The organism is Piscirickettsia salmonis LF-89 = ATCC VR-1361 (assembly GCF_000297215.2).
GTDB lineage: Bacteria > Pseudomonadota > Gammaproteobacteria > Piscirickettsiales > Piscirickettsiaceae > Piscirickettsia > Piscirickettsia salmonis.
Window position 1 is genome coordinate 57,616 of sequence record NZ_AMFF02000020.1, and the last position, 24,579, is coordinate 82,194.

A 24,579-nucleotide genomic window follows, 5' to 3' on the forward strand; every position below is an offset into this window, starting at 1 on the left:
GAAAATTAATATTAAAGTATAAATATATAATATTAATTTTTTTGATTGGTATTGATATCGGTTAAACCATCTTGAAACCAGTTGTTACAATCTTTAGAGGATTGAATGCAAGTATCCATGGTTTGCTGTGCGTAGCTCGCCAACTTATTGCTTGTTTCAGTCGCAAATTTTGCTTGGACATTAAAAAGATCTTCTACTTTTTTGGCATTTTGAAATTCAGAAAAGTGATTTTGCCAAGATTGTACACAGTCGTTGACGATCTCAAGGTTTTGACGAACAGTACGTTCAACGATGCGGTTAGTTAGCTGCTGAAAACCAACGGCAGGTTTAATAAAACTTTGTTGAGCTTTATTGAATTGCTGGAAGAAATCGTTTTGCATGATATTTGTCCTTTTGTGCAATGCACTATTAGTTAGTGCAAGGTTATCCGATAATTGTTGCACTGTCAATAAGTTGGGAATATTTTCAAATTAATTAGGCAATTAGGCCCCAAAAAAGCAGGGCTTTATTTTTTAGTGATTAGGCAGCGGTTTTTTTTCCACTGGCTTTCGGTGTTGGCTTTGTTTCGACAGACTGTAATGTTTGTGAGCTGTTAAAGTTAAAGGGGGTAAAGCCATATTTTTCTAACCACGCATGATACTCTTTGATCGTTGTGCTAAAAAGATCGAGGGTCTGCTGAGTATTCGCTTGAACTTTTTCATTCACTTTATTTATGGCTTGGCTTTGTAAATTCATAAAGCTTTCAGCAGATTTTACATCTTTAAAGGCAGAAAATTGTTCGACGCTATTGCTAAAGAATTCATTGGTTGCTTCAATATGCTGATGTGTTAAGCGCTCAGTGGTGCGGGTGAACAGTTGGTTAAGTTCAATCAGGGGAGTGAAGCTATTTTTGGTTTTTTCATTCCACTGTGAAAAAAAATCCTGATACATGGACAAAGCTCCTTATGTTATATGCATATATCCTAAGACTTAAGAGCTTGGGATATTATCCTGGTTTATTAGTATGAGTGTTTTTCTTTTGCTGTCAATAGCTTGGTTATTTTAGCGGTATTTAGTTACTTTAATTTTCTTCTTCTTTTTCAGTGGAATTGGCTGTAGTTTGAGTTTGCGCGACGTTTTGAAAATTCTTCTGCATCTCTGACCACATATTTAAATTAGATTGCGCCATTTCACTGAATGTTGAGAAAAGTTGTTGGTTCATATTCATGGGGTTGGGTGTTGAATTAACGAGGTTTTCAACTTTATCTTTAATTGAGCTTTGTTGCTCAACAAAAAGCGCCATACTGCGATCTAGATAACCACGGGCAAAATCTTGCATGGAATTACCATAAAATCGAATGATATTTTCTAGTATTTGAGTCGAAAACATCGGTGCGCCCTTGTCTTCTTGCTCATTAATAATTTGTAGTAAGGTTGTATGGGTTAAATCGTCTTTCGAACGGGCATCAATGACTTGGAATTTTACGCAATCAACCACCAGTTGTCGCACATCATTTAAAGTAATATAACTGCTGATCGATGTGTCATATAAACGACGGTTTGGGTATTTTTTGATAATGCGAATATTCTCAGTCATAATCACCTACTCTTTAAAAACAATAAAACAATAAAACAATAAAACAATAAAACAATAAAACAAATAGCAAAATGGCGGTATGTCGCCGCCGAGTTATCACTAGCACATGTGCTGGCCACCGTTGATGGCTAAATTACTACCGGTGATAAAACCCGCCTCTTCACAGGCCAAATAAGCAACAGCTTTGGCAATTTCTTCAGGTTTGCCTAAACGACCGACAGGAATGCCTGCAATGATTTGTTCACGAATATCTTCGCGAATCGCCATGACCATATCTGTACCAATGTAGCCTGGAGAAATAGTATTAACGGTAATGCCTTTACGTGCAACTTCTTGAGCGAGGGCTTTGGTAAAACCGTGCATACCCGCTTTAGCTGCAGAGTAGTTGGCTTGGCCAAATTGGCCTTTTTGACCATTAATAGAAGAAATATTAATAATGCGGCCATAACCATGATCTATCATTGTATTAATGACATTACGAGTCATATTGAAAACACTGTCAAGATTGGTTTGCATTACTGCTTGCCACGCATCTTGGCTCATTTTTTTCAATTGGGCATCACGAGTAATTCCCGCATTATTGACTAAAATATCGATTTGACCATAACGACTGGTAATATCATCAATCATTTCTTTGCAAGAATCAAAGTCACTGACATTGCAAAATAACGCATCAAAGCGATAGCCTTGAGCTTCTTGCTCCGCTAGCCAATGTTGTGCACGTTCGCTGTTTGCTCCACCGCTGTTATATGTCACGATGACTTGATTACCTTCATCGGCGAGCTTACGTGCGATGTAAACACCGATACCGCCCATGCCGCCGGTAATCAGTGCTACTTTTTGATCTGACATAATGATTAATCCTTAATGTATTATCTTTCTTGATATAAATTATTAATTATTGCGATAAACTTAAGCTGTTAGGAGCGCTGTATTTAGCGCTCAATAGCTAGAGCTGTGCCTTGGCCACCACCGATACACAGGGTAGCAAGGCCACGTTTGGCATCACGTTTGATCATTTCATGAATTAAAGTGACGAGAATGCGAGTACCTGATGCACCAATGGGGTGACCTAAGGCAATGGCACCACCGTTAACATTGACTTTGTCTAAGTCAAATTCCAGCTCTTTACCAACAGCCAGCGCTTGTGCAGCGAAGGCTTCATTGGCCTCAATAAGGTCTAAATCATCAATATTCCAACCGGCTTTTTCAAGGCAAATTTGTGTTGCAGGAACTGGACCGATCCCCATAATTTTCGGGTCAACGCCAGCACTTGCATAGGCCTTAATGGTGGCAAGAATCGGTAGGCCAAGCTCTGTGGCTTTCTCTTTGCTCATTAAAATAACTGCTGCTGCACCATCGTTAATGCCTGAGGCGTTACCTGCGGTGACTGTACCGTCTTTTTTAAATGCTGCGCGTAGCTTGCCTAAGCCCTCGGCAGTACACCCTGCACGTGGGAACTCATCTTCAGCAAAAATAATTGGATCTTTTTTGCGTTGTGGAATTTCTATTGGAATAATTTCATCTTTAAAGCGTCCTGCTTTTATTGCTTTTTCTGCTTTTTGTTGGGAGAGCGCAGCAAACTGATCCTGTTCTGCACGGGTTAAGCTATATTTTTCAGCCAGGTTTTCTGCGGTCACGCCCATATGAAAGTCATTCATTGCGCACCATAAACCATCTTTAATCATGGTATCTGTGAGCTCGGCATTGCCCATACGAAAGCCATTGCGCGATTTAGCGAGTACATGAGGAGAGGCGCTCATATTTTCCTGGCCACCGGCAATAATCACATCTGCATCATGGCAGCGAATAGCTTGAATGGCGAGTTGAATTGATTTTAATCCAGAGCCACAGACTTTATTGATGGTAAGCGCGGGTGTGTTTTCACTGAGCCCTGCTGCAAGTGCAGTTTGGCGTGCTGGATTTTGTCCACTGCCTGCGGTTAGGACCTGACCGAGAATCACTTCATCGACTTGGCTTGCAGAAAGTTTTATTTTTTCTAGTAAGCCTTTAATCACAGTAGAGCCTAATGTAGTTGCTGATATAGTTTCTAGACTTTGACCAAAGGCACCAATTGCAGTACGCCCAGCGGCTACGATAACGACATCACGCATTCTCATCCCTCCTAAAAAATGTCTGAAATTTATGGAATCCTTTAAGTTTGAAGCAAGAGTAACAGAAAAATAAACAGGGTGCTAGGACTAAATAGTCGATGAATAAAAAAGGAAAATTTGCAGCATAGCTAGTTAATTAACTCATTTTTTTATATGTGAATATTTTTATTAATTTACTGATTAATAAAAATTATTTTAATATTGTTGCAGCTTTTCAATATTTGTATTCAGTGATGAGTCGATAAACTTTTCAAGGGCTGTTCCGCCTGGCAAAACCAATTTGGGGGCAATCTCATATAAGGGCAGCAAGACAAAATTACGCCTTAACATTTGTGGATGGGGTAGTATCAGCCGCTCGCACTGCTCAATCTGCCGTCCGTAAAGTAATAGATCCAGGTCCAGCGTTCGTGGCCCCCAGTGTTGTTTGCGTGCACGCCCATGTGCATGCTCTAGCGTTTGTAGTGTATCTAATAGAGCCAGTGGGGTAAGCTCTGTAGTCATGCTTATGACACCGTTGATAAAATCAGGTTGGTCTTGTGGACCGAGCGGCTTTGATAAATACCAGCTTGAGCGCTGTATTAAAGTGATACCATCATGTTGAGCCAGTTCTTTAACAGCAGATTGCACCTGTTGAAGCGGTGAGTTTAGATTACTGCCTAAGGCAATAAAGCAAAGTGATGCGGTGTTCATAAGGACGAATCCTTTTTCACGGTCACCTGTTGCTTATCTTTATCTGTAGGTTTTCTGCGGCGACGACGTTTGCGCTGTAAATGGCGCCCGGTGCCTTCACCTTTCGTTGAAATCAGCTGTTGTTGTTGGTTGTCATCTGCTTGCTGAAAATGGTTCCACCATTCAGCGAGCTCTTGAACGGGTTCGCCTGAGCGTGCGCGCAAGTACAAAAAGTCATAGGCAGCGCGGAATTTAGGCTGCTCTAGTAGGCGCAATGGCCGTTTACCCTGGCGATGTTCAAAACGAGGCTGCATTAGCCAAATGTCTTTGGTTGTTGCAAGTAGGCGCTTAGGTATCGCAATAGAGCGTAGTTGTGCAGAAATAATTTCATGACAGGCCTGGTGAAAGGCCTTATAGGGAGGAGTATTATTATTAATCAGCTCATATTCGCGTACTTTAAGCGGGTACCATAAAAAGACGGCAAGCAAATAAGCCGGGGTGACTGGTTTATTTTGAGCAACTCGTTTATCCGTATCTTGCATTGCTGAGTTTAGTAAGCGCTCAGCATGAGGTTCATGACCTGCAGCTAAAATAGCGTGGATGCTTGGATAAAGCTTTGCAAATAAGTGATAATGACGCAGCTGGCGCAGGGTTTGTTCTGCATAGCCGGATAAAAAGAGTTTATTGGTCTCTTCAAATAAACGGGCTGCGGGAACTGCCTCTATCAGCTTAGCAAGTTCTGTAATCGGTGCTGCCGTGTGTTGCTCGATATTGAAAGCTAACTTACAAGCAAAGCGGACGGCGCGCAGCATGCGTACCGGATCTTCTTGATAGCGTTGTTCAGGGTCACCGATCATGCGAATGTTGCTGCTTTGAATATCATTTAGACCATCAACATAATCGAGGATGACATTGCCAATGGGGTCATAGTAAAGTGCATTGATGGTAAAATCACGGCGCCAGACATCATCGGCTAAGGTCCCGTAAATATTATCTCGGACGATTTGCCCATTTTCTGTTTTGCGATGTGAGTGCTCATTATTTGCCTCTGTCTCTTGAGTGGCTGTACCGGCCCTAAAAGTAGCGACTTCGATAATTTCACCACTAAAGTAAATATGCGCTAAGCGAAAACGCCGGCCAATCAGTCGACAATTACGGAATATTTTGTTGATTTGGTCCGGGTGTGCACTGGTGACGACATCAAAGTCTTTGGGGGTTTGGCCAATGAGTAGATCGCGAATACAACCACCGACGAGGTAAGCTTCATAGCCATGCTCTTGAAGGCGGCGGACTACTTTGATTGCATTTGCTGAAATGGCTTGATGGTTAAAATTGAGGCCAGATGCCTTGATACGTCTTGGCAGCGTGCCTGTGTTTTTTTTAAAGGGGCGTAGTAAACGGCGAATACCACGTGTTAATTTACTCATTCTGTTTAAAATTGCTCTAATTTGTGATCGTTGACACAATAATGTATTTGGCGCATTTTACTAGATTGTTGGTGATCTGCAAACGGGGAAGCGGTAGAATCTCGCTAGCGTAGGCCAAAACGATGTTGAATTTATAGATAGAAGTAGAGAAAGGCAGGGTGTCTTAACATGTTTTTTTTAAAGCCTCGTTTTTGGTTATCCTTAATTTTAAGGTTGTCACTTGTTTTTATTATTTTTGTTGTTGCCTTTGTTTTTTATTGTAATTATATCGTCACGCACCAATTTGATATTAAAACTGCACAAATTCCAGCACAGGTGTATGCTGCTCCCTTAGAACTTTTCAAAGGTGCGACGCTAAAAAAAGAGCAGCTGATTTATACACTATCACGGTTAGGCTATCACCGCACCACCAAGCCGAGTGTGCCTGGTAACTATATTGAGGACGCAGGCCGGTTTACTATTTATGTGCGTACGTTTGATTTTTGGGATGGTCTGCGTCAGGCCACTAAAATTGAGCTTGCCATTGAGAATGGTCAGGTGAGTGAGCTCAACGATGCTCAAACACAAAAGCCATTAGCACTATTTCGTCTTGACCCTCAGCTCATTGGTGGTATTTATCCGACTAAAAAAGGCGCGCGTGTTTTTGTTCCTATCAATAAGATGCCGGTATTCTTAAAACAGGCACTCTTAGCCTCTGAAGATCGTAGTTTTTATCAAAATTGGGGTATTTCATTTCGTGGCATTGTACGCGCGTTGGTCACTGATGTTTTAGCTGGAGGCTATGTTCAAGGTGGTAGTACTATTACCCAACAACTGGTTAAAAATTTATTTTTAACGCAGAAAAAAACGTTATCACGCAAGTTACAAGGCTTGGCAATGGCCATGCTGCTAACTTTTCATTACAGTAAAGATGAAATTTTGCAAGCGTATATGAATGAGGTTTATTTGGGACAAAATGGCAACCATGGTGTGCATGGCTTTGGCTTAGCCAGTTTGTTTTACTTTGGCCGCCCGGTGTCTAGCCTCACTTTACCAGAAGCTGCAACCTTAGTTGGAATTATTCCTGCCCCTTCTTATTTTAACCCGCAGCGCCATCCGCAGCGCGCACTTAAGCGGCGTAATTTAGTTTTGCAGTTAATGTATCAGCAGGGAGTGATTAGCAAAGTGCAGCTACAACGCGCTCAAGCTGCGCCGTTAGGGGTGACGATGCAATCACAGTGGGGCAGTGAGGCCTATCCGGCTTTTATGGATTTGGTTGAGCGCCAATTGCAACAGGACTATAGCCATAAAGAACTTGTTCAAGACGGTTTGCGTGTGTTTACGACGTTGAATCCCTGGGTGCAAACTATTGCCAATCAAGTGATAGAAAAGCGTTTAAATGATCTTGAAGCGCAATATAATTTGGAACAAGATAAACTTGAGGCCGCTTCAGTCATTGTTGATCCGGTCAGTGCGCAGGTGCTTGCCATTGTCGGTGGGCGCGATGCTCACTATGATGGCTATAATCGTGCTTTGGATGCTAAGCGACCAATTGGCTCTATCACTAAACCCGCGATTTACTTAACTGCGCTGGAACAGCCTGAGCAATATAATCTTGCAACACCGGTTGAAGATGCGCCAATTTACATTCAAGGCCCAGATGGTAAAGTCTGGTCACCTAAGAATTCTTCTTTGATTAGCCATGGTAAAGTGCCATTAATGACTGCCTTAGCTCATTCGTATAACGAGGCGAGTGTGAGACTGGGCATGCAAGTGGGGTTGGCTAATGTGTTGAACACCATTCGTCATATGGGCATTAAAGCACCGATCCAGGCTTATCCGGCGAACTTGCTTGGGGCCTATTCGCTGTCGCCCTTTCAGGTGGCAACCATGTATGAAACGATTGCCAGCGGAGGCTTTAGTATGCCACTAAGAGCGATTACGGCGGTTACTGATATGGATGGTAAAGTGCTTGGTAGTTATGCAATTAATGTAAAAGAGCAGTTTAACCCAGCAGGCATTTATTTACTGACACGGGCGATGCAGCAAGTAGGGGATACAGGTACGGGTCGCCTGCTGTATCAAATTTTACCTAAGGAATTGAACTTTGCGGGTAAAACGGGCAGTAGTCAGAACTTACGTGATGGCTGGTTTGCTGGCTTTACCGGTAATTTATTAACGGTTGTTTGGGTAGGGCGTGATGATTATGCTTCATCAGGTTTGTATGGCCAGCAAGGCGCAGGACATTTGTGGGCTTGGTTAATGAAAGACTTGCATGCAACGCCATTAAATCCGGTCATGCCTGAGGATATTGAGTTTGCTTGGGTGAATAAGCACACTGGATTGTTAAGTGAACAGGGCTGTGAGGATGCGGTTTATGTGCCCTTTATGAAGAATTATGGACCTAAATTTGTTTCTCGGTGTGGAATCGGTGATAATGATGACGGATCCTCAACGGTAACAGCAGCTGACGCTCTTGAGAACAAGGGCTTGTGGCATTGGCTCAAAGGGTTATTTGGTTCACAATGAAATATTTTCACTACAGTATACTGATCATATCGAGTGTGTTGCTCAGCGCGTGTGGCGGGGGTATTAATACCCAGACTAATTCGATGCCGGCTTCTGTCGGTGCTGTGGGTGGTGTTTCACCCACGGTACTTGCTGAAGGCCCTGCAGCAATTTTAAAGCAGCAGGGGCAAAGGCAGCTGGCCGCAGGTGAGCTCAATGATGCTAATTCTTCTTTAGAGCGAGCTTTGCGCTTTGCTCCACAAGATGCTGGAGTGTGGTATGAGTTTGCTCTAGTTCGTAAAGCACAGAAGCGGCCGGCGGAAGCTGTGCAAATGCTGAAAAAAGCAACGGTTTATGCTGGTGGTAATAAAAAATTACAAGAGCAAATTGCCAGGTTAGAATCTGAGCTGCAACCAAGGCAGATTATTCGTGCTCAGCCCGCCTCTTAACGATCGTTAGTACAGTATTTAGTACCGTAATAGGACAGTGTAAAGAAGCGGGTTTGACCTGTTTTTGACTGGTTCAGTTAAAACTTAAAAAGATAAAGATGGATTAAATTCAGGAGATTCTGTTGTTTTTATAGGGCAAAGTGCTGGATTGGTGGTATTACACATATATCGGGTGCTGTTTTCCATTACCGCAGTTGCTTTCCAAGCGTTATCGCTGGCGCTGTTATCGATGACAGCGGTCTGGTCTTTTGGGTATAGTGCGAGTACATAAGTCTTTACACTTACACCTTTAATAATTTCATAATTACAAAAGGGTCGTTCACCGAGGTCTGAGTAGCCTGCGTCTGCTGATTGAAATGTTGCTGTAAATGATGAGTCATATGATTCATCTCCGAGGGGGGCGACACCACCGTTCATCATAAAACCTTGTTTCCATGCACATTGGTATTGACCTTGATTATAGGTGCAGGCAACTTGGCTGGGGCAATACAGATCACTAGCAAAGCTCAGAGAGCTAGACAGAAGCAGCATCGAACCTAGAATAAATGCTTTTTTCATTGTAAAAATCCTCGTAAATTATTTAAAATAAGTGATTGTTGAGGATTATATTGATAGAGAAATCATAAGAAAACATAGATAAAATTAAAAAATATGAATTCTGAGTTTATGTTTGGTGTTTATGATAAAATTTAGCTGAACTGCTGTTCAATTATTAATTTTTGTCCTTGCGTTTCTGCAATCCCTAGTGATATTTTAGAAAAGTTAGTATTTATTGTGCGTGATATATTATTTTTTATATTTGTTAATAAATACTCTGCTAGGCATTCCATGGTTGTATTTTTAATCGGTAAAATGATCACTTCATCCCGTGGAAATTTGTAAAGCATCTTGTTATTGAAATAAATGGTAATATATTCGCTATTTTGCTCATTGGTCAGATAAGGGCTGCTCCCTTGGATAAGGATCTTTTCATCGAGGTTATCGCAAGTGGATTGAATAATCTCTTTTAAGTCTGCGACTGGGTATAAAAAGCCATTTTCAATTTTTTCACCTGAAAATTCAACGTCAATATAATAATTATGACCATGTAAATTTTCTTTATCACGATTGCTGAAGATGCAAAAATGTGCTGAACAGAAGTGAAAGCGTTCTTTAAATATTTTCAGTGTATACATAATTATTTTAAGGTGTGGTTGCTGCGAGCGGGATGGTTTTCCCTTTGCAAATATGATGGTGATGTAATGTGAAATTGCTAATAAATTCACTGATTTGGTTGGGGCTAACCGTTGTCTTGAGGTTAGGAAAAGCCTGTTGCAACATCGGGGTATCGACAGCACCTAAATTGATGCAATTGACGGTAATTTTTTCACCGAACTCAGCTTGCAGAGACTCTGTGAGTATGCTTAAGCCTCCTTTTGCGGTGCTATAGGCAGAGAGACCGGGGAACTTTACGCTACCTTGAAAGCCTCCCATGCTGCTGATATTAACGACATGGGCGAGCTGAGAGTGGCAGAGCTCTTGATAAAACATACGGATTAACTTCACTGGGGCGAGTAAATTCGTCTCGAGGGTCGTGCGCCAATCGTTATCTGTTAGTTCAGTAAAGGGTTTATTGATTAATAATCCGGCATTATTAATGATTGCATCGAGTTTGCCAAACGCTTCAGTAATAAAGTTTTGTAGTTTGTTTAAATCGTTTTCTATGAGCAGATCGATAGTGACTGGGTAGATCGTGCCGGGGGTATTTTGGCAATCGGTTTTGAGGGCTTCCAGGGCTGCAGCAGATCGTGCGATGGCGATGATATGGCAGTTTGTTGAGGCAGAAAGGCTTTTTGCCGTATGATAGCCAATGCCAGAACTGGCCCCTGTTACTAAGATAACTGGGTTTTTAGTATTCATATTTGAATGTGATTCCAACGGTATCTGTCATTGCAACAGCGCTAGGTTTGCGCACGGTGATTTTGCTTGCTTTAATCTCTGGATATTTTTTATAGATCGCGGAGGAAATCTGGTATGCGAGGGTCTCGATCAGATTAAAGTGTTGCTGATTAATTAAGTTATTGACGAGCTGGGTAATCACAGTGTAATCAACGGTATCTTTGCAATCATCTGTTTCAATAGCGCGCGCGATATTAAAGTCAATTGTAATATCGAACTCTAAGCGCTGCTTGATTTCTTTCTCCCAGCTATGAACACCGATACTGGCTTGTTGTACTAGGTTTTTGATGAATATTTGTCCGAGCATGTTTTAATCCTCACCTGCAGATATCCAATGCTACCTAAGTTTGATTGAAAAAGGAACCGCTTGAAGATAGATGGCGTAGTGGGGTGATCTTTAAAAGTTTAATTTTGAAATTTTAAATATATTAGGTCAGGTTTAAGACTTAAACCTAAATAATAGAGATTAAGCTGAAAGTGTAGTGCTTTCAGCTGTTTGTTGTTTGCTTATTTGGCTTTATAGGCGCAAACCGCCATCACAGTCGATAATACGGCCGGTAAAATAGTCGTTTTCTAAAATAAATTGAGCGGCTTTAGCAATATCTTCAGGCTGCCCCATTTTTTGTAATGGAATGCTTTTTTCAATACGTTCGAGTACTTCTGGTTTTATGGTTTGGGTCATTTCAGTTGCGATAAAACCAGGGGCAATGCCGCCAACACGGATATTATAGCGAGCGAGTTCTTTGGCCCAGGTGACTGTCATTGCTGCAACACCCGCCTTGGCTGCTGTATAATTGGTCTGACCAATATTGCCTTCTTTGGAGATGCTACTGATATTAATAATCACTCCGGCAGTACTGTTTTCAATCATCTGGCGCGCAGCCTCGCGTGTGCATAAAAACACAGCGGTTAAATTAACGTCAATCACCGCTTGCCAAGCTTCAAGTGACATGGTGCTGATAATGTTATTACCTTTTGCTTTAACTAATAATGCATCACGGGTAATGCCTGCATTATTGATCAAACCATGTAAAGGGCCGCATTGGGATTGAGCCTCTTTGAAAAGAGTGATAACGTCGTTTTCTGAGGAAACATCTGCAGCTAGGCAAATCGCCTGCCCGCCGGCTTGCTCACAAAGCGCGGCTGTTTTATCGAGTTTACTTTTATTTAGGTCAACAAGTACGAGGGTGGCACCTGATTTTGCAAGCTGAATAGCCATTGCCTGGCCCAGGCCTTGAGCTGCTCCTGTGATTACGATAGTCTTGCCCAGGATGTTCATACGTTATACTCCCCTTGTGGGTATGAGGTTTAAGCTGTATAAAATGACATGTTGCACAATTGAAGTATAGTCATTGTTTTTAGATTTAGATATTTTTATAAGTAAAGTGAGTAAGTTATGAGGTATTTAGGTGCTGTGGTTGGAATGTGGGTACATCGGCGCTGGTTGAAGACGTGCTTAGTCCAGCACCATGTATCACGTGTGACTCAATTAAGTGCAGGTCAGCTACATGCAAAGAATGTCAAAGTATTAGCCTTAGATTATGATGGTGTTTTGGTCTCGCATGGCCGCACTGAATTAACAGCAGAGTACCAACACTGGTTGGCAAGCTTAATCAATGAGTTTAAAGGTGAAGTTTGTATTTTATCGAATAAGCCAGAAATGGTTCGTGAACTGTATTTACAAAAAAAATTTCCAAGCGTTGGCTTTATTGCTGATGTAGAGAAAAAGCCATCACCACAAGGTTTATTGCATATTGCGGCACATTATGGCGTGCAACCAGAAGAAATCTTGTTGGTGGATGATCGGCTGCTTTGTGGTATGCTGGCCGTGGCACGGGCTAAAGCACAGGGTGTGTATATTGATAAGCCGCTGACTGAATTCTCTAGTGCATTTTTATGTGAAAGTTTTTTTGCCTCATTAAGAGTATGGGAGCGTTGGAGCGTTAGATTACTGACTTTATTTTATGGGTCGTAGTTTTGAGTGATCATGGATGATGGAAATAAGTGAATTTAGTTGAAATTTTAATTGCACTCACTCTTGTTAGTGTGATGCTCATGAGTGTGCAGGTCATCAGTCAGCTGAGCTTGCAAACCGGGCAGGTTCTTGTACGCCAACACGCACGTTTTTTATTGTCAGAGATGATTGCTGAGCGGCAGGCTGCTAGGCGTTATGCATTAAAGCAAACGACTTTACAGGCACTGTGGCAACAGCGGATTAGTGCGCGGTTGCCTTTGGGGCAATTGCATCAGAGCCAAGGCCATTTGATGCTCACCTGGGGGCAGCGAATTATTGGAGAGCGCACAAGTTGTCAGCACGCTTTTAGTCCTTGTTTAGGTGTGGCGATAGAAAATACCTGAGAAAATACCTAAAGATATGCATATACATAAGCAGCGTGGCCTAAGTCTTATTGAAATGATGATTGTGCTGTTACTTGGTAGCCTTATCATTGGGATCGCAGGGATGCTTTATACACATGCAAGTCATGCTGCAAAGTCAGCATATCAGCAACTTAATGCAGCACGTAAGGTCGCCGTAGGGGTACAGTTATTTATTAATGAACTACATAAGTTAGAGGACCTTTCTCCTTTAAATTGCCCAAGGCCTGAACTTCAATTTCATTTTGCTCGTGTAATGCCCCCTTCATGGTTCGGTTTAGCTGATTCGCAGGTGCAATTAGTTAAAATTTACCATGCAGAGGATCACAGATTAGTACAACTGGGGATTAATGCGCTGGCTGGCACGGAGGTTTTGGCTGCTTATATCCCTATCGCTAGGCTGAATTATCTGGAATTTGCTGTGAAAGCTGGTGAGACTCGCTTGCGCTTGAATCATGCTGAGACCTCAGGTGTTCAAGGGGCTTTGTGGCTGTTGGCAAACTGCCAAGTTAATTTGCTGCTTGCAGGGCATAGCTATCGTAGTAACCTCATTTTGGATCAAACTTTAGATCATGATGTGGTGGCAGGAGCCATGGTATGGCCGTTAGAGCTGCATATGTTTTATGTTGCTAAGATAGCAACCGGCCAGCCTGCGCTGTTTATGCGTGATGATAGTGGCCGACATGAACTTGTTGTTGGGATTGATCAGTTGCAGTTTGAATATGGTTGGGCAGACTCGGGAAAGTTGCTGTGGACGGACATGGTAATAGGCAGAGGGCAACTGGCTTTGGTCAAGATTAAATTGACAGCCGATAGCGTCAGTGAGGAAGGTGAGGTAGCGATTTGATGCCCGATGTGTTTGACCAAAAAGATTCTGTGCTTGTGGTGGTGGTTGCCATGAGTGCCCTTTTGAGCTTATTAATTTTACAGTTTGCAAAACATATTGAGCTTACGGTTAAAGCGAATCAGGCAGGCGTGCTTGGCTTGCAAAAACAGTTTGTGCAGCCAGTGAATATTTCTAAGGTGCAAGCGTGTATTGATTTAAAGCAAGTATCTTGTGAGGGTGTTATGATTTACTTTATTGCTGCAGACTCGCGTTTTGTCTATTATCGGTTAGAGTCTCAGACAGAGAATATTGATGCGATTTTTGCAGTTGCTTTGACAGCGCAGAGCGCATTAAATAAAGAGCAGAAAGATTTTTAGATTAAATTGTTATGATAGATATAGATGATAAAATAAAGACAGTGACTATGAGAATGATGAAAAAACAGTTATTTACTTGTAATTGCCAAGCTATTCAAGGTGTTGGAAAAAGTCTTGGTGTTGTCGTACTCGCGGGTATATTGGCAGCGTGTGCGACTGCAACACCACAAAACCCAGACCCATATGAAAAATACAACCGATCGATGTATCGTTTTAATGCAAAAATGGACCATGCAGTTTTAAAGCCTGTTGCTAAGGGTTATACAGCGGTGACACCTCAGGTTGTTCGCACTGGAGTGACTAATTTCTTTGAGAATGTCCACCAAGTACCAACGATTATGAATGACCTGCTACAGGGTGAGTTTAAGATTGCCGGTTGGGATACTTTACGCTTGGTTATGAATTCTACTTTAGGGTTGTTTGGTTTAATTGATGTGGCCGGAGCGACGGGGATTCACCATCATGATCAGAACTTTGGTTTGACTTTGGCAAAGTGGACGGGTAATAAACCTGATTCTCCTTATTTTATTTTGCCTTTATTGGGACCATCAACGGTGAAAGGGGCGCTTGGTACGCCGGTAGATTTTGTTTCTAACCCCGTTTCTTATGTCGAGCCTACAGGGCTTTCTTATGGTTTGACTGGCTTATGGGCTATTAATAAGCGCGCAGGGTTTTTAGGGAATGAAAAAGTGCTCAATGCGCTAACGTTAGATCCTTATCTTGCACAGCGTAATGCCTATTTGCAATTGCGTGAGCAACAGTTGCAAAACAGTGGTAAAAGTCCGTTTATGCCCTATACGATCTGGAGTTATCAATATGAGTTATCTGATGAGCCGAGTGAGTAAAGTGTTTTTTATGCCTTAACGGCTAAGAGTAGGCATCTATAGTGAGGGTAGCTAGCGAGCGACTGCTTAAGCAATCGCTTGAATTTCTCCGGCAATGATAAAAAGGGCTTCGCTTTCTTGGAAGCTACGGTTGACTTTAACTTGTGCCTCCAATGGAGGAATATAGTTACCATTGGGTTCTAAGGCAACGTCAATTAGGCTGCCAACAGGAATATCAATGTTTGTTTCAAATAAGATGCCACCACCACTTAAATTTTGGCAGATGCCTTGATAAAGCTCTTCACGGTTTGGAAGCGTAAAGCGGAGCTTTGCTTGAGCATCAAGGCGAATGTACTCGCGCTTCTCTTCATACTCAACCATGTGTGTTGCCTTCCTTATTTTGTCGGTTGTATCCATCCTTCCTTGTCCTAAGCTTTGTTGATCTTTATCGCGCTGTCAATTTTTACACCAGTCAAAAAGGCCAGTGTGTGGGTGTAATAAAGCCACAGCTTTGTTCTTGCAGAGTTTTATCAAGTTCGCACACCAAGATAGGCGCAGACTGTGTGTCAAAATAATCCAAACAATATTGGTAGAGCTCTGTGAGAGTGAAAGGCGGATTGAGTTTAAGTTGAGCCGATGAGGGTGCGGCAAGCCAGTGCGGTTTATTTAAAACAGACCAGTAACTTTGACTGTTGAGCAAGGTGGGCACATGGTTAATATGAGCCCACCAGCCTTTCAGTGCATCTGGATTAATTATTTTAGGTGAGCTCTGGGTATGATGCGTATTTTGAGCGTGTAAGGGTATAAATAAATACCCTTTCATGAGTATGGTTGGTCTGAGTTGATGAAGTTGATACTGCTGTAGATAAGCTTGGCTGCTTGGATGTGTGCTAAGTTGGCTTTGTTGGTAAAGCAGTTGGTTAAATTTTAAGTCCAGGCGGTCTTTGCAATTGGGGCCAAGCCAATGCGCTGTTTGATTTAAGTGATCTGTTCCTAAGTAAAATTTAATTGCGACTTCAAGATGGTAGGTAGGGTGGGAGGGTGATTCTTGCAAAATAAAGTCAAACTCGCCAATGGTTTTTTTATTATTAATCACTTGTTGGCTAAAAAGTATTTTTTCATAGTGATGTTCTTTATAAATAAATAAAAGTAATTGTTCAAAATATTTGCCGATACGAGTGCTGCAATTGTCTAAATGTTGGCTGAGTGACTTGGGGTTTTGATCGAGTGTCTTAAAGTAATCGATGGGGGTGGGTAGATTAAAATATTCAACGTGATTGGGTAGGACATGATGCCGGTTTAATAGAATAGAGGAGTGAGTGACCCAATATAGATCACTGACGCATTGGTGCTGGAATTGAATGGCCATAGTAATAATTCAGTATTGCTTACATTTCAATTAAAAAGGTCACAGGTCCATCATTAATTAATGAGACTTGCATATTCGCACCAAATTGACCGGTGTGAATTTTTGGGTAATTTTTTTGGGCTGTTTGAATGAGAGTATCAAAATATTGTTGCGCTTGATCAGGGGCTAGATTGCTTGAAAAGCCGGCTCTTAGTCCCTTTTTGGTCTCTGCGGCGAGGGTGAATTGCGGGACAAATAAAATCTGGCCATGGATATCAGCGACATTTTTATTCATACGGCCTTGTTCATCTGGAAAAATACGGTATTTAATTAATTTATCAGCAAAGCGTGGAATTTGATTAAGTAGATCATCTGCCTCAAAGCCAATTAAAATTAAGCTGCCTTGGTCGATACTTGCAATACACTCTCCTGCAACATGAATGCTGGCGCAAGAGACACGTTGAATAAGCCCTTTCATTGTTCAAGATAACCTTAATGCCATGGTATTGGTTGCGCGAATCAATGCATCAATAATTGCCGGTTCATTGGCGCTATGGCCGGCGTCGCGAATAATATTGAGCTGTGATTCAGGCCAGGTCTGGTGCAATTGCCAGGCATTTTTAAGTGGACAAATCATATCATAACGGCCATGGATAATAATGCAAGGCAGGCTGCTCAGGCGGCCAATATGATTGAGAATACGGTTCTCTTCTATAAAACAATAATGCTTAAAGTAGTGGCACTCGATGCGCGCGATGGCCAGTGCATGATGCGGGTCTTTTGCTGATTTAACATATTTGGGATTCGGATCGAGCGTTGCGCAGCGTGCTTCAAAGCTTGCCCACTTTTTTGCTGCATGCAGGCGCTCAATTTCATTATCACCAAATAGACGCTGATGATAATCATTAATCAATGTTTGTGTTGAGTTGGTATTCATATGATGGGTAAATTCTTGCCAGTAATCAGGGAAGACCTGGCCAATACCGGATTGATCGAGTAACCAGTTAAGATTGCTTTGAGTCGCAAGGAAAATACCACGTAGAATTAATCCACTGATGCGTTCTGGGTGTTCTTGGGCATACAATAATGATAGGGTCGAACCCCAGGAGCCTCCGAATAGTAGCCATTGTTTAATCTTAAAGTGTTCACGAATTTTTTCTATGTCTGCAATGAGCTCAGCTGTTGTGTTATTTGTCACTGAGGCGTGGGGAGTGGATTGGCCACAGCCGCGTTGGTCAAATGAAATAATCCGATAGGCTTCTGGGTCAAAATAGCGACGACTGGGCTCAGAGCAACAGCTGCCTGGCCCACCGTGAACATAAAGAACAGGAATGCCTTGGGGGTTGCCGCTTTCTTCAAGATAGAGGCTATGCTTAGAATCGACTTGAAGTTGGTGGGTGTCGTTGGGCTTGATTCGTGGATAGAGTGTTAGCATATAACCTGCCTCTTCACCTATAATAACCAGTATTTGACTTAACGTTAGCACTTTTTAGTTCATAAGTGAAAAGTGAATATGTGCAATATTTAAGAATATAAGGGGTGAAAATTTTAATGAGGGGGTCGGTGTGAGCGAATTACTGCGTGATGAAAAACGTATTCAAGAGGTATTAGACGAGGCTGTGATTGTTGCAAGGCGATGTCAAGAAGGTAAGGTGGCTGATTATATTCCAGAGCTTGCACAGGTGAATCCTGATTTTACTGGAGTTGCGGTTAGGTTAATGGATGGCCGTTATTTTTGTGCTGGTGATTCTGATCATGAGCGTTTTAGCTTACAAAGTGTAGCTAAACTAGTATTGCTGATTGGTCTGTTAGAAGAGTTTGGGGAAGAGGATGTCTTTTCATGGGTGAAAGTTGAACCCTCTGGAGATGATTTTTCATCCGTCGCACGTTTGGATCAATTTGGTCCTTTACCATCTAATCCGATGTTAAATGCGGGGGCGATTGCGCTAAGTAATCATATTCCAGGTCATAGTGAAGAAGAGCGTTTTGCTTGGCTTAATCATTGGGTAAAGCGCTTATTTGGCAGTCAATTGATGGTTAATATGCAGGTCTTTGCTTCAGAGCGTAGAACCGGTGATCGTAATCGCGCTTTAGCCTACTTACTGCGAAGTAATCATATTATTACGGGGAGTGTTGAAGAGACTTTAGAGTATTATTTTTATTTGTGTTCTTTTGAGGCGTCATTGCAACAAAGCTCTTATTTGCCTTATTTACTCGCCTGTTCGGGTTGTAATCCGGCAGGTGAGCAAGTGATTTCTAAAAAAACTGCGCAACATGTCAATGCCATTATGGCAACCTGTGGCCTGTATAATGAGTCAGGTACACATCTGGTACGTACCGGGATGCCCGCAAAAAGTGGTGTTGCCGGTTATATTGTTGCTGTTGTGCCTGATAGTGCGGGTATTGCGGTAGTTAGCCCGCGGATTAATAGAAAGGGTACTAGTGTCCGTGGTGAAATAATATTAGCGCATATTGCCAGTGAACTGGATTGGCATCTTTATCGCTAGGTGATAGGTAAAGCGAGCTCATATACACTATAACTATATATAGATTAATTGTAGATATAAATTGATTTGACTCAAATTTTAAATTTTAGTTTAGGAAAAATGTAATGAACTTTTCATTTGATTTGACTAATGATTGCGTTCAAGTCATTGCCCATCGTGGTGCGAGTGCCGAGTATCCGGAAAATACTTGGATGGCGTTTGAGCATGCGCATGAGCAAGGTGCCAAGTGGTTGGAATTTGATGTTTGGGTTAATGCAGATGGTGTGCCAGTTATTTTTCATGATGAGTCGCTGGAGCGTATGACTAATGGAGTAGGTCATATCACTGAGGCGAGCAGTGCTTATCTATCGTCATTGCAGATCAAACACCAAGGGCAATTGCTTGAAAATGAAAAAATTCCGCACTTAGAGGCTGTATTGGCTTGGTTGGATGAATGCCAATTAAGCGCCAATATCGAATTAAAAGGTATAGAAAAAAAAATCGCTTCATGCTCAGCTTCACCTGTAGACTTAAAGGCAACTGCAAAAATTATTTGTGCCGTCATTAAGAAATTTCCAAGCTTACGCGCATCTTTGGTTATTTCTAGCTTTTCTTTGTCACTATTAGCTGCTGCTAGGAACGAGTTGCCTCATTATGCTTTAGGTCTTTTGGTTGATCATTGTTTATCTACACATACACAGGGGTTAGCTGTAGAAGAAAGTCAGCGTTATCTTGCAGTATTTAAGCAGCTCGATTGCTATTCGTTGCATGTGAATCAACAGGGCTTAGACCAGCAGACTGTGCACGATTTAAAGCAGTTATTTAACTGTCCATTGTTAAGCTATACCGTCAATGATAGTGTAAGAGCAAAAATGTTATTGGCTTGGGGGGTGGATGCTGTATTTAGTGATTACCCCAAATTACTTGATAATATTTCTTATTGATTATTTTGATTAAAGTTTGTTGGTTCTAAATTTTGACAGCGTATGAATGACTTTAATCGCATCAGCGGTTTCTTTGACATCATGCACCCGCAGTATTTTAGCGCCATTTTGCGCAGCAATAAGTGCACTGCTGACACTGATTTGTAGACTATCATCACCTTCACTGAGCAAGCGCGATAGGAAGCCTTTACGCGATAGGCCAACTAAAATGGGGTGTTTAACCGCTAAGAACTGTGGCAAGTGATAGAGCATATAGAGGTTTTCATCGTCACTCTTGCCATAGTGGCCACCACCAAAACCTGGGTCGATGATAAGTTTGTTAGAGCGCATGCCCGCGGCAATAAGTTTGGCAGAGATTGACGTTAAGTCCGTAATAATCGCAGCAACCCTTTGCTGGTAATATGCGCTATTGCTATCCGCATTCTTGCTTTGATCTGGGTTGGTTCCGTTATTTAAAAACGCTGGGTCAGGCCAGTGCATAATGCAGGTATATACGTCACTTATAACTAATTGATCAGCAATATCAAGTGATATTGTACCTTGTTGTATATTAATCATATCAATATTAGTCTTTAATACTTCAAGAATGGTTGAGGTGTTAAAACTATCGATACTTAAGAAAATATCATGGCCTAGATGAGCGCGAATTGCTGTTATGGCTTCCATGACCAGAGCAAGTTCTTCATTAGGGTTGATTAACTGATTGATATTAATGCTGGGGTTGGTTGCTATGGCACCAATATCGAGAATTTCAGCGCCAGCGTCGACCATGTGTTCTGCTTGTTCAAGAACGGAGTTGATGCCAAGTGCAGGTTTATAGAATGACTCTGGTGTCAGATTAATAATTCCCATGATATATGGGATATCTCTTGCTAAATTTAAATGATTTCTTTGGATAGTCATAATGTGTTGCTAAAATTAATGAGTATTTAAAAATTTACACTGTGCTTATATTAAAATAATTTTCACTTTTTGTATTCATTTTAGATATAAAGTTTCAGTATGATGCCAGTCTAAATATAAATTATATGTGCGGCTGTAATAGTGAAAGTGGCGAAAAAGTTATGTTTTATCTGGTTTTTAGCATCTTGCTTAGCCCGATTTCATCAGGCGTGCTTTTTGGCGCTGCCAATCGCGATTTTTTTCAGTTGAACGCTTGTCATGGTCCTTTTTACCTTTGGCAAAGGCAATTTTTAATTTAGCTCGACCTTTAATCCAATACATGGACAATGGAATGATGGTATAGCCATCACGCTCAACGGCACCAATGAGTTTGCTAATTTCATAATCATGTAATAATAATTTGCGTGTGCGTGTTGGATCGGCTTTAACATGTGTGCTGGCCGTATTCAGCGGCGTGATATGCGAGCCAATTAGAAAGACTTCACCTCGCTTAATTAGCACATAGCTTTCGGCAAGCTGCAATTTACCTGCACGTAGGCTTTTTACTTCCCAGCCTTGCAAAACCATGCCGGCTTCATAAGTTTCTTCAATACTATACTCATGGCGTGCTTTGCGATTAACTGCGATGGTATTGTCTGGTGTTTTAACTTTCTTCTTTGCCATAATGATAATGATCTATAAATGTAATCTTAAATATATTAATGAGAGAATTAAGGGTATTCCTATAATTTCTGTGATGAGACTGGGCTTTCATGTAACAGGTCCCTATAATAAGGGACTTTATCAGTCAAGACCAGTAAAATTTAGTGAGTATCTCCTGTGAAAGTGAATCGAAAAGCACTGGTGCCTTATTGTGTTGAAGAAATGTACCCGTTAATCCAAGGTATTGAACACTATGCTGAATTTCTGCCTTGGTGCAGTGAATCAGTGATTCTTAGTGAGTCTGATGATGCCGTTGTGGCCAGATTAACAATTAGTCGGGGAAGTTTGAAAAAATCGTTTACGACACGTAATCGAGGTACTGAAAACCAAGCGGTGTATATGGAGCTTGTGGAGGGGCCTTTTCGATCATTGACAGGGTGCTGGCGTTTAGAGCCACTGGCAGACAATGCCTGTAGGGTATTGCTTGATGTTGAGTTTGAGTTTTCGAATAAGTTGGTTGCTATTGCGTTTGGACCTATTTTTAATACGGTGGTCAGCTCAATGGTTGATGCTTTTTTAAAGCGTGCTCGTGTTATTTATGGAGAGCGTGAATTATGAATGTTGAAGTTGTCTATGGTGCGAGTATAGATGAGCAGGAATTGATCAAATTAGACTTAGAAAATTCACAAGCAACGGTTTTAATGGCATTAGAGCAGTCAGGGGTGCTGGTAAAACATCAGCTTGTTGTCGACGCTCTCGAGTGTGGCGTATGGAATCGTCAGGTTAGGCTTGATCATCTTTTACAAGAGGGAGATCGTATTGAAATTTATCGCGCGCTTTTGATTGATCCAAAAGAGGCGAGGCGGTTACGCGCTGCCAAACGGCAGTGTTGAACTGATGGGTAAATCCTGCAAAAAAGCAGTTGAGCTATTGATAGTACAGTGTTTATTAATATTACAGTGCAATGGAATCTTAGTTGGCAAGCTGGTGCCGCAAGAGTTAAAAGCAGATATTTCTTGATTGAGAATCTGTTTGCCTAGGGTGTGATCTGCTGGGTTCGTTGATGAAAACAGATAGCAGACGCCGTGAATACTTGTTAATAAGCCTTGGTCATAGTTTTCTTCAGAGCTGTTAATCGAATTTTTAAACCAACGGCTAAAATGGCTTAATTGCTTGATTTCGGTTTCCGAATCTTGCACTTGACTTGAAGTTAATTTTTCAAACCAAGTATGCTTAATTGGTGCTAAGATACTTTTTCTTACCCAAGTATTACAAGCAGCTTGACTATTAAAATCGGGTGAAAAAGGTAATTTTAAAGCAAAACTTGTTAGCAAGCTGAAGCTTAATATTAAGCTGGTAAGCCAGCGTACTTTCATTTGATGTCCGTATTTCTTTAATAACTAATCGCCATCCTAGCTTAGCAATGCTTTCTTAACTAAGAATGAAGTGCAAAGCCGATCATTATTATATCGGCTGATTTTCGATAATGATATAAATTTTTAAGTTATTTTATATATTATTTTAAGGGTTTTGGCGTCAGTCCTGCATAGGTGCCGTAAATTTGAGTTAAGCGACTGCCAGTAAACAGCAAGGTGAGGCGTTTGGCTGGTGCTGTAGGGTAGCTACTGGTGTAAACATAGTCCCAACGTCCCTTATGGAACGGATCTTTAATGTCCGGTGCGCCTAGAAGGTAATTGACTTGTGTTTGTGTCATGCCTACTTTAAGTTGTTTGAGTTGTTCGCCAGAGATCAGGTGACCTTGCTTAACTTGTGCTTGCCAGGGAAAGTTACTGCATGCACAGAGCAATGTGATTGCTGCTGCAAGAGCGGCGTATTTGCTGATATTTTTAATTTGCATCATTAAACATTCTATTTAAACTATGTAGGTGCTATCATACCGAAGAACGCCGAATTTGGTAAGTCCTTAACGCAATGTAGAGGTAACCTTTGTCTCAACAAGACTTAAAAAAAGTTGGTTTACGTGTTACGTTGCCACGCTTGAAAATATTACAAATCTTAGAGAATTCCCAGCAACGTCATGTGAGCGCAGAAGATGTTTACCGCATGTTGCTAAGCGCAGGCGATGATGTAGGGCTTGCTACCGTTTACCGTGTATTGACTCAATTTGAAGAAGTGGGTTTGATCAACCGCCATAATTTTGAGGGTGATCATTCTGTATTTGAGCTAAACCGAGGTGAACATCATGACCATATGGTCTGTACACGTTGTGGTGTTGTAAAAGAATTTCATGATGAAGTGATAGAGCAAAAGCAGCAAGAGGCAGCAGAGAAGCTCGGCTTTAATATGACCGACCATGTCATGATTATCTATGGCACTTGTCAGGACAAGAAACAGTGCAAGAAAAACCAGTCTAAAAAAGTAAAGCTTTAATTGCGATGATGTAAACTGAAGTGGCTAACAGCCATTTTTAGAGTTCGTTGTTATGTGATGCGAGTATGCGTTGTGATTGGCATGGCTGGTGTGGCTTTAAAGAAAGTGTGTAAATTGCTTGGGGTCCGGCGTTGCCACCGTAATATCGTTTTTTGGTGTCTTCAAAGCCGCAACCTAGATATATTTTTTTGGCTGCTGAATTTTTGCAATTGACAGTGAGTCCGATTGATTCTAAGACTGGGAAATAGCAGCGTGTGAGTGGCTGGATTTTGGCTAATGCGGCTTGGGCTAAGCCTTTGCCTTGGTGGCGTTTATCGATAATCATGGCACGTAATGTACAACAACTTGAATTTTTCTTTATTTCTTGTTGGTAAGGCTGTTTAGTAAAATCAAGATAAAATCCGCCGATAATATGCTTGTTGCAGGTTAAATAAAAAGCTGGTTGTTTTTATTGAGTGCTTGGGCGGTTAAATTTTCACCGCTACCTGCATATTTTTCTTGATGTGAGTGAAGTGTTAGTGCTTTGATTTGGCAAATATCTGCGAATGTTGCTAGGTGTAATTGGCTATGGTTCATTGTTTCTTCCTGATCATTTATCATTTCCTTACATGAGCATGCTGTACAGTTTGATGCATTGTTGCCATTTGTAAATTAATGTCTTTTATATGCCTTGAGTGATGTTGTTTTTTACTTAATTAACGTGAGTTCGATATAACTCACTCACCTTACGCACTGACATGATAAACAATGTATAATGAAATCTGATAGATACAGGGATTTCATCAGGAATGAATAAAGAGCT

General features: G+C 41.5%; 34 protein-coding genes. 12 read left to right on the forward strand and 22 right to left on the reverse strand.

Annotated features, from left to right (window positions below):
* Nucleotides 1-32: 32 nt before the first annotated feature.
* From C200_RS02465 to pcnB, 7 genes are all read right to left on the reverse strand, one after another.
* A complete protein-coding gene (locus tag C200_RS02465) occupies nucleotides 33-380 on the reverse strand; it encodes a phasin family protein (protein ID WP_016209271.1) in 348 nt (115 codons plus the stop codon).
* Between the two features lie 139 nt (nucleotides 381-519).
* Nucleotides 520-930: a phasin family protein gene (locus C200_RS02470; RefSeq protein ID WP_016209261.1), complete on the reverse strand. Its 411-nt coding sequence runs from the start codon at nucleotides 928-930 to the stop codon at nucleotides 520-522.
* Between the two features lie 130 nt (nucleotides 931-1,060).
* The gene (phaR, locus tag C200_RS02475; RefSeq protein ID WP_016209279.1) at nucleotides 1,061-1,576 is read right to left on the reverse strand and encodes a polyhydroxyalkanoate synthesis repressor PhaR; all 516 of its coding nucleotides are present in this window, start codon (nucleotides 1,574-1,576) and stop codon (nucleotides 1,061-1,063) included.
* Between the two features lie 99 nt (nucleotides 1,577-1,675).
* Nucleotides 1,676-2,428 (reverse strand): acetoacetyl-CoA reductase, encoded by a 753-nt coding sequence (gene phbB / locus C200_RS02480; RefSeq protein ID WP_032126238.1) that lies wholly within the window; start codon nucleotides 2,426-2,428, stop codon nucleotides 1,676-1,678.
* 83 nt (nucleotides 2,429-2,511) lie between these two features.
* Nucleotides 2,512-3,690 (reverse strand): acetyl-CoA C-acetyltransferase, encoded by a 1,179-nt coding sequence (locus C200_RS02485; RefSeq protein WP_016209285.1) that lies wholly within the window; start codon nucleotides 3,688-3,690, stop codon nucleotides 2,512-2,514.
* A gap of 195 nt (nucleotides 3,691-3,885) precedes the next feature.
* On the reverse strand, nucleotides 3,886-4,380 hold the full coding sequence (gene folK, locus C200_RS02490; protein ID WP_016209281.1) for a 2-amino-4-hydroxy-6-hydroxymethyldihydropteridine diphosphokinase: 495 nt from the start codon (nucleotides 4,378-4,380) through the stop codon (nucleotides 3,886-3,888).
* Nucleotides 4,377-5,786: a polynucleotide adenylyltransferase PcnB gene (gene pcnB / locus C200_RS02495; RefSeq protein WP_016209265.1), complete on the reverse strand. Its 1,410-nt coding sequence runs from the start codon at nucleotides 5,784-5,786 to the stop codon at nucleotides 4,377-4,379. The genes folK and pcnB overlap by 4 nt, the downstream gene beginning before the upstream one ends.
* A 168-nt stretch (nucleotides 5,787-5,954) precedes the next feature.
* On the opposite strand from pcnB, the gene mrcB reads away from it, so the two are divergent.
* The gene (gene mrcB / locus C200_RS02500) at nucleotides 5,955-8,294 is read left to right on the forward strand and encodes a penicillin-binding protein 1B (protein ID WP_016209244.1); all 2,340 of its coding nucleotides are present in this window, start codon (nucleotides 5,955-5,957) and stop codon (nucleotides 8,292-8,294) included.
* Nucleotides 8,291-8,722, forward strand: a complete 432-nt coding sequence (locus C200_RS14425; RefSeq protein ID WP_051307302.1) for a tetratricopeptide repeat protein — start codon at nucleotides 8,291-8,293, stop codon at nucleotides 8,720-8,722. Before mrcB ends, C200_RS14425 begins: the two co-directional genes overlap by 4 nt.
* 84 nt (nucleotides 8,723-8,806) lie before the next feature.
* On the opposite strand, the gene C200_RS02510 is transcribed toward C200_RS14425, so the two are convergent.
* From C200_RS02510 to C200_RS02530, 5 genes are all read right to left on the reverse strand, one after another.
* Nucleotides 8,807-9,280 (reverse strand): hypothetical protein, encoded by a 474-nt coding sequence (locus C200_RS02510; protein ID WP_016209303.1) that lies wholly within the window; start codon nucleotides 9,278-9,280, stop codon nucleotides 8,807-8,809.
* A 131-nt stretch (nucleotides 9,281-9,411) separates the two neighbouring features.
* Entirely contained in the window at nucleotides 9,412-9,897 is a 486-nt protein-coding gene (locus tag C200_RS02515; RefSeq protein WP_016209296.1) for a 6-pyruvoyl trahydropterin synthase family protein, read from the reverse strand.
* A 7-nt stretch (nucleotides 9,898-9,904) separates the two neighbouring features.
* Entirely contained in the window at nucleotides 9,905-10,621 is a 717-nt protein-coding gene (locus C200_RS02520) for an SDR family oxidoreductase (RefSeq protein ID WP_016209300.1), read from the reverse strand.
* The gene (gene folB / locus C200_RS02525) at nucleotides 10,611-10,967 is read right to left on the reverse strand and encodes a dihydroneopterin aldolase (RefSeq protein WP_016209257.1); all 357 of its coding nucleotides are present in this window, start codon (nucleotides 10,965-10,967) and stop codon (nucleotides 10,611-10,613) included. Before folB ends, C200_RS02520 begins: the two co-directional genes overlap by 11 nt.
* A gap of 210 nt (nucleotides 10,968-11,177) precedes the next feature.
* Nucleotides 11,178-11,939, reverse strand: a complete 762-nt coding sequence (locus C200_RS02530) for an SDR family oxidoreductase (RefSeq protein WP_016209241.1) — start codon at nucleotides 11,937-11,939, stop codon at nucleotides 11,178-11,180.
* Nucleotides 11,940-12,056: 117 nt separating this feature from the next.
* Here C200_RS02530 and C200_RS02535 point away from each other — a divergent pair, with 117 nt between their 5' ends.
* From C200_RS02535 to C200_RS02555, 5 genes are read left to right on the forward strand one after another with little or no spacing between them, the layout of a single operon-like run.
* Nucleotides 12,057-12,635 carry a YqeG family HAD IIIA-type phosphatase gene (locus tag C200_RS02535; protein ID WP_016209248.1) on the forward strand — a complete coding sequence of 193 codons (579 nt, stop codon included), beginning with the start codon at nucleotides 12,057-12,059 and terminating at the stop codon, nucleotides 12,633-12,635.
* 29 nt (nucleotides 12,636-12,664) lie between these two features.
* Entirely contained in the window at nucleotides 12,665-13,018 is a 354-nt protein-coding gene (locus C200_RS02540; protein ID WP_016209292.1) for a hypothetical protein, read from the forward strand.
* A 16-nt stretch (nucleotides 13,019-13,034) separates the two neighbouring features.
* On the forward strand, nucleotides 13,035-13,883 hold the full coding sequence (locus C200_RS02545; RefSeq protein WP_075274700.1) for a PilW family protein: 849 nt from the start codon (nucleotides 13,035-13,037) through the stop codon (nucleotides 13,881-13,883).
* Nucleotides 13,883-14,239: a hypothetical protein gene (locus C200_RS02550; protein WP_016209306.1), complete on the forward strand. Its 357-nt coding sequence runs from the start codon at nucleotides 13,883-13,885 to the stop codon at nucleotides 14,237-14,239. Before C200_RS02545 ends, C200_RS02550 begins: the two co-directional genes overlap by 1 nt.
* A 47-nt stretch (nucleotides 14,240-14,286) precedes the next feature.
* On the forward strand, nucleotides 14,287-15,084 hold the full coding sequence (locus tag C200_RS02555; protein WP_016209252.1) for an MlaA family lipoprotein: 798 nt from the start codon (nucleotides 14,287-14,289) through the stop codon (nucleotides 15,082-15,084).
* 66 nt (nucleotides 15,085-15,150) lie between these two features.
* Here the strand turns inward: C200_RS02555 and C200_RS02560 are convergent, their stop codons facing one another.
* Genes C200_RS02560 through pip form a run of 4 tightly spaced genes read right to left on the reverse strand, consistent with a single transcriptional unit; the run spans nucleotide 15,151 to nucleotide 17,846 of the window.
* The gene (locus C200_RS02560) at nucleotides 15,151-15,480 is read right to left on the reverse strand and encodes a PilZ domain-containing protein (protein WP_080664812.1); all 330 of its coding nucleotides are present in this window, start codon (nucleotides 15,478-15,480) and stop codon (nucleotides 15,151-15,153) included.
* Nucleotides 15,481-15,535: 55 nt separating this feature from the next.
* Nucleotides 15,536-16,432 carry a DUF1853 family protein gene (locus C200_RS14430; RefSeq protein ID WP_016209280.1) on the reverse strand — a complete coding sequence of 299 codons (897 nt, stop codon included), beginning with the start codon at nucleotides 16,430-16,432 and terminating at the stop codon, nucleotides 15,536-15,538.
* 19 nt (nucleotides 16,433-16,451) lie between these two features.
* Nucleotides 16,452-16,889 (reverse strand): D-aminoacyl-tRNA deacylase, encoded by a 438-nt coding sequence (gene dtd, locus C200_RS02570; RefSeq protein ID WP_016209277.1) that lies wholly within the window; start codon nucleotides 16,887-16,889, stop codon nucleotides 16,452-16,454.
* 3 nt (nucleotides 16,890-16,892) lie between these two features.
* A complete protein-coding gene (pip, locus tag C200_RS02575) occupies nucleotides 16,893-17,846 on the reverse strand; it encodes a prolyl aminopeptidase (RefSeq protein ID WP_016209270.1) in 954 nt (317 codons plus the stop codon).
* A gap of 130 nt (nucleotides 17,847-17,976) precedes the next feature.
* Here pip and glsA point away from each other — a divergent pair, with 130 nt between their 5' ends.
* Both glsA and C200_RS02585 read left to right on the forward strand, forming a co-directional pair.
* The gene (gene glsA / locus C200_RS02580; RefSeq protein WP_016209301.1) at nucleotides 17,977-18,918 is read left to right on the forward strand and encodes a glutaminase A; all 942 of its coding nucleotides are present in this window, start codon (nucleotides 17,977-17,979) and stop codon (nucleotides 18,916-18,918) included.
* Between the two features lie 104 nt (nucleotides 18,919-19,022).
* Nucleotides 19,023-19,841, forward strand: a complete 819-nt coding sequence (locus C200_RS02585) for a glycerophosphodiester phosphodiesterase family protein (RefSeq protein ID WP_016209243.1) — start codon at nucleotides 19,023-19,025, stop codon at nucleotides 19,839-19,841.
* A gap of 9 nt (nucleotides 19,842-19,850) precedes the next feature.
* On the opposite strand, the gene folP is transcribed toward C200_RS02585, so the two are convergent.
* Both folP and smpB read right to left on the reverse strand, forming a co-directional pair.
* Entirely contained in the window at nucleotides 19,851-20,744 is an 894-nt protein-coding gene (gene folP / locus C200_RS02590; RefSeq protein WP_016209254.1) for a dihydropteroate synthase, read from the reverse strand.
* 189 nt (nucleotides 20,745-20,933) lie between these two features.
* Nucleotides 20,934-21,407 (reverse strand): SsrA-binding protein SmpB, encoded by a 474-nt coding sequence (smpB, locus tag C200_RS02595; RefSeq protein ID WP_016209247.1) that lies wholly within the window; start codon nucleotides 21,405-21,407, stop codon nucleotides 20,934-20,936.
* A gap of 156 nt (nucleotides 21,408-21,563) precedes the next feature.
* On the opposite strand from smpB, the gene C200_RS02600 reads away from it, so the two are divergent.
* Both C200_RS02600 and C200_RS02605 read left to right on the forward strand, forming a co-directional pair.
* Nucleotides 21,564-22,004: a type II toxin-antitoxin system RatA family toxin gene (locus tag C200_RS02600; protein ID WP_016209302.1), complete on the forward strand. Its 441-nt coding sequence runs from the start codon at nucleotides 21,564-21,566 to the stop codon at nucleotides 22,002-22,004.
* Nucleotides 22,001-22,279, forward strand: coding sequence for an RnfH family protein (locus C200_RS02605; RefSeq protein ID WP_016209308.1), 279 nt, complete (start codon nucleotides 22,001-22,003; stop codon nucleotides 22,277-22,279). The genes C200_RS02600 and C200_RS02605 overlap by 4 nt, the downstream gene beginning before the upstream one ends.
* On the opposite strand, the gene C200_RS02610 is transcribed toward C200_RS02605, so the two are convergent.
* Both C200_RS02610 and C200_RS02615 read right to left on the reverse strand, forming a co-directional pair.
* Entirely contained in the window at nucleotides 22,253-22,762 is a 510-nt protein-coding gene (locus C200_RS02610; protein ID WP_016209264.1) for a hypothetical protein, read from the reverse strand. The genes C200_RS02605 and C200_RS02610 overlap by 27 nt on opposite strands.
* Nucleotides 22,763-22,902: 140 nt before the next feature.
* Nucleotides 22,903-23,247 carry an outer membrane protein assembly factor BamE gene (locus C200_RS02615; RefSeq protein ID WP_032126249.1) on the reverse strand — a complete coding sequence of 115 codons (345 nt, stop codon included), beginning with the start codon at nucleotides 23,245-23,247 and terminating at the stop codon, nucleotides 22,903-22,905.
* Between the two features lie 86 nt (nucleotides 23,248-23,333).
* Between C200_RS02615 and fur the strand changes: the two genes are divergently transcribed.
* The gene (gene fur / locus C200_RS02620; RefSeq protein WP_016209255.1) at nucleotides 23,334-23,777 is read left to right on the forward strand and encodes a ferric iron uptake transcriptional regulator; all 444 of its coding nucleotides are present in this window, start codon (nucleotides 23,334-23,336) and stop codon (nucleotides 23,775-23,777) included.
* A 37-nt stretch (nucleotides 23,778-23,814) separates the two neighbouring features.
* On the opposite strand, the gene C200_RS02625 is transcribed toward fur, so the two are convergent.
* Nucleotides 23,815-24,189: a GNAT family N-acetyltransferase gene (locus tag C200_RS02625; RefSeq protein WP_345968887.1), complete on the reverse strand. Its 375-nt coding sequence runs from the start codon at nucleotides 24,187-24,189 to the stop codon at nucleotides 23,815-23,817.
* Between the two features lie 14 nt (nucleotides 24,190-24,203).
* Entirely contained in the window at nucleotides 24,204-24,377 is a 174-nt protein-coding gene (locus C200_RS15320) for a hypothetical protein (protein ID WP_016209253.1), read from the reverse strand.
* Nucleotides 24,378-24,579: the final 202 nt, after the last annotated feature.

Coding starts and splice junctions, on each gene's coding strand:
- C200_RS02465 (WP_016209271.1), bottom strand. CDS start 380: ATGCAAAACGATTTCTTCCAGCAATTCAATAAAGCTCAACAAAGTTTT.
- C200_RS02470 (WP_016209261.1), bottom strand. CDS start 930: ATGTATCAGGATTTTTTTTCACAGTGGAATGAAAAAACCAAAAATAGC.
- phaR (WP_016209279.1), bottom strand. CDS start 1,576: ATGACTGAGAATATTCGCATTATCAAAAAATACCCAAACCGTCGTTTA.
- phbB (WP_032126238.1), bottom strand. CDS start 2,428: ATGTCAGATCAAAAAGTAGCACTGATTACCGGCGGCATGGGCGGTATC.
- C200_RS02485 (WP_016209285.1), bottom strand. CDS start 3,690: ATGCGTGATGTCGTTATCGTAGCCGCTGGGCGTACTGCAATTGGTGCC.
- folK (WP_016209281.1), bottom strand. CDS start 4,380: ATGAACACCGCATCACTTTGCTTTATTGCCTTAGGCAGTAATCTAAAC.
- pcnB (WP_016209265.1), bottom strand. CDS start 5,786: ATGAGTAAATTAACACGTGGTATTCGCCGTTTACTACGCCCCTTTAAA.
- mrcB (WP_016209244.1), top strand. CDS start 5,955: ATGTTTTTTTTAAAGCCTCGTTTTTGGTTATCCTTAATTTTAAGGTTG.
- C200_RS14425 (WP_051307302.1), top strand. CDS start 8,291: ATGAAATATTTTCACTACAGTATACTGATCATATCGAGTGTGTTGCTC.
- C200_RS02510 (WP_016209303.1), bottom strand. CDS start 9,280: ATGAAAAAAGCATTTATTCTAGGTTCGATGCTGCTTCTGTCTAGCTCT.
- C200_RS02515 (WP_016209296.1), bottom strand. CDS start 9,897: ATGTATACACTGAAAATATTTAAAGAACGCTTTCACTTCTGTTCAGCA.
- C200_RS02520 (WP_016209300.1), bottom strand. CDS start 10,621: ATGAATACTAAAAACCCAGTTATCTTAGTAACAGGGGCCAGTTCTGGC.
- folB (WP_016209257.1), bottom strand. CDS start 10,967: ATGCTCGGACAAATATTCATCAAAAACCTAGTACAACAAGCCAGTATC.
- C200_RS02530 (WP_016209241.1), bottom strand. CDS start 11,939: ATGAACATCCTGGGCAAGACTATCGTAATCACAGGAGCAGCTCAAGGC.
- C200_RS02535 (WP_016209248.1), top strand. CDS start 12,057: ATGAGGTATTTAGGTGCTGTGGTTGGAATGTGGGTACATCGGCGCTGG.
- C200_RS02545 (WP_075274700.1), top strand. CDS start 13,035: ATGCATATACATAAGCAGCGTGGCCTAAGTCTTATTGAAATGATGATT.
- C200_RS02550 (WP_016209306.1), top strand. CDS start 13,883: ATGCCCGATGTGTTTGACCAAAAAGATTCTGTGCTTGTGGTGGTGGTT.
- C200_RS02555 (WP_016209252.1), top strand. CDS start 14,287: ATGAGAATGATGAAAAAACAGTTATTTACTTGTAATTGCCAAGCTATT.
- C200_RS02560 (WP_080664812.1), bottom strand. CDS start 15,480: ATGGATACAACCGACAAAATAAGGAAGGCAACACACATGGTTGAGTAT.
- C200_RS14430 (WP_016209280.1), bottom strand. CDS start 16,432: ATGGCCATTCAATTCCAGCACCAATGCGTCAGTGATCTATATTGGGTC.
- dtd (WP_016209277.1), bottom strand. CDS start 16,889: ATGAAAGGGCTTATTCAACGTGTCTCTTGCGCCAGCATTCATGTTGCA.
- pip (WP_016209270.1), bottom strand. CDS start 17,846: ATGCTAACACTCTATCCACGAATCAAGCCCAACGACACCCACCAACTT.
- C200_RS02585 (WP_016209243.1), top strand. CDS start 19,023: ATGAACTTTTCATTTGATTTGACTAATGATTGCGTTCAAGTCATTGCC.
- folP (WP_016209254.1), bottom strand. CDS start 20,744: ATGACTATCCAAAGAAATCATTTAAATTTAGCAAGAGATATCCCATAT.
- smpB (WP_016209247.1), bottom strand. CDS start 21,407: ATGGCAAAGAAGAAAGTTAAAACACCAGACAATACCATCGCAGTTAAT.
- C200_RS02605 (WP_016209308.1), top strand. CDS start 22,001: ATGAATGTTGAAGTTGTCTATGGTGCGAGTATAGATGAGCAGGAATTG.
- C200_RS02610 (WP_016209264.1), bottom strand. CDS start 22,762: ATGAAAGTACGCTGGCTTACCAGCTTAATATTAAGCTTCAGCTTGCTA.
- C200_RS02615 (WP_032126249.1), bottom strand. CDS start 23,247: ATGATGCAAATTAAAAATATCAGCAAATACGCCGCTCTTGCAGCAGCA.
- C200_RS15320 (WP_016209253.1), bottom strand. CDS start 24,377: ATGATAAATGATCAGGAAGAAACAATGAACCATAGCCAATTACACCTA.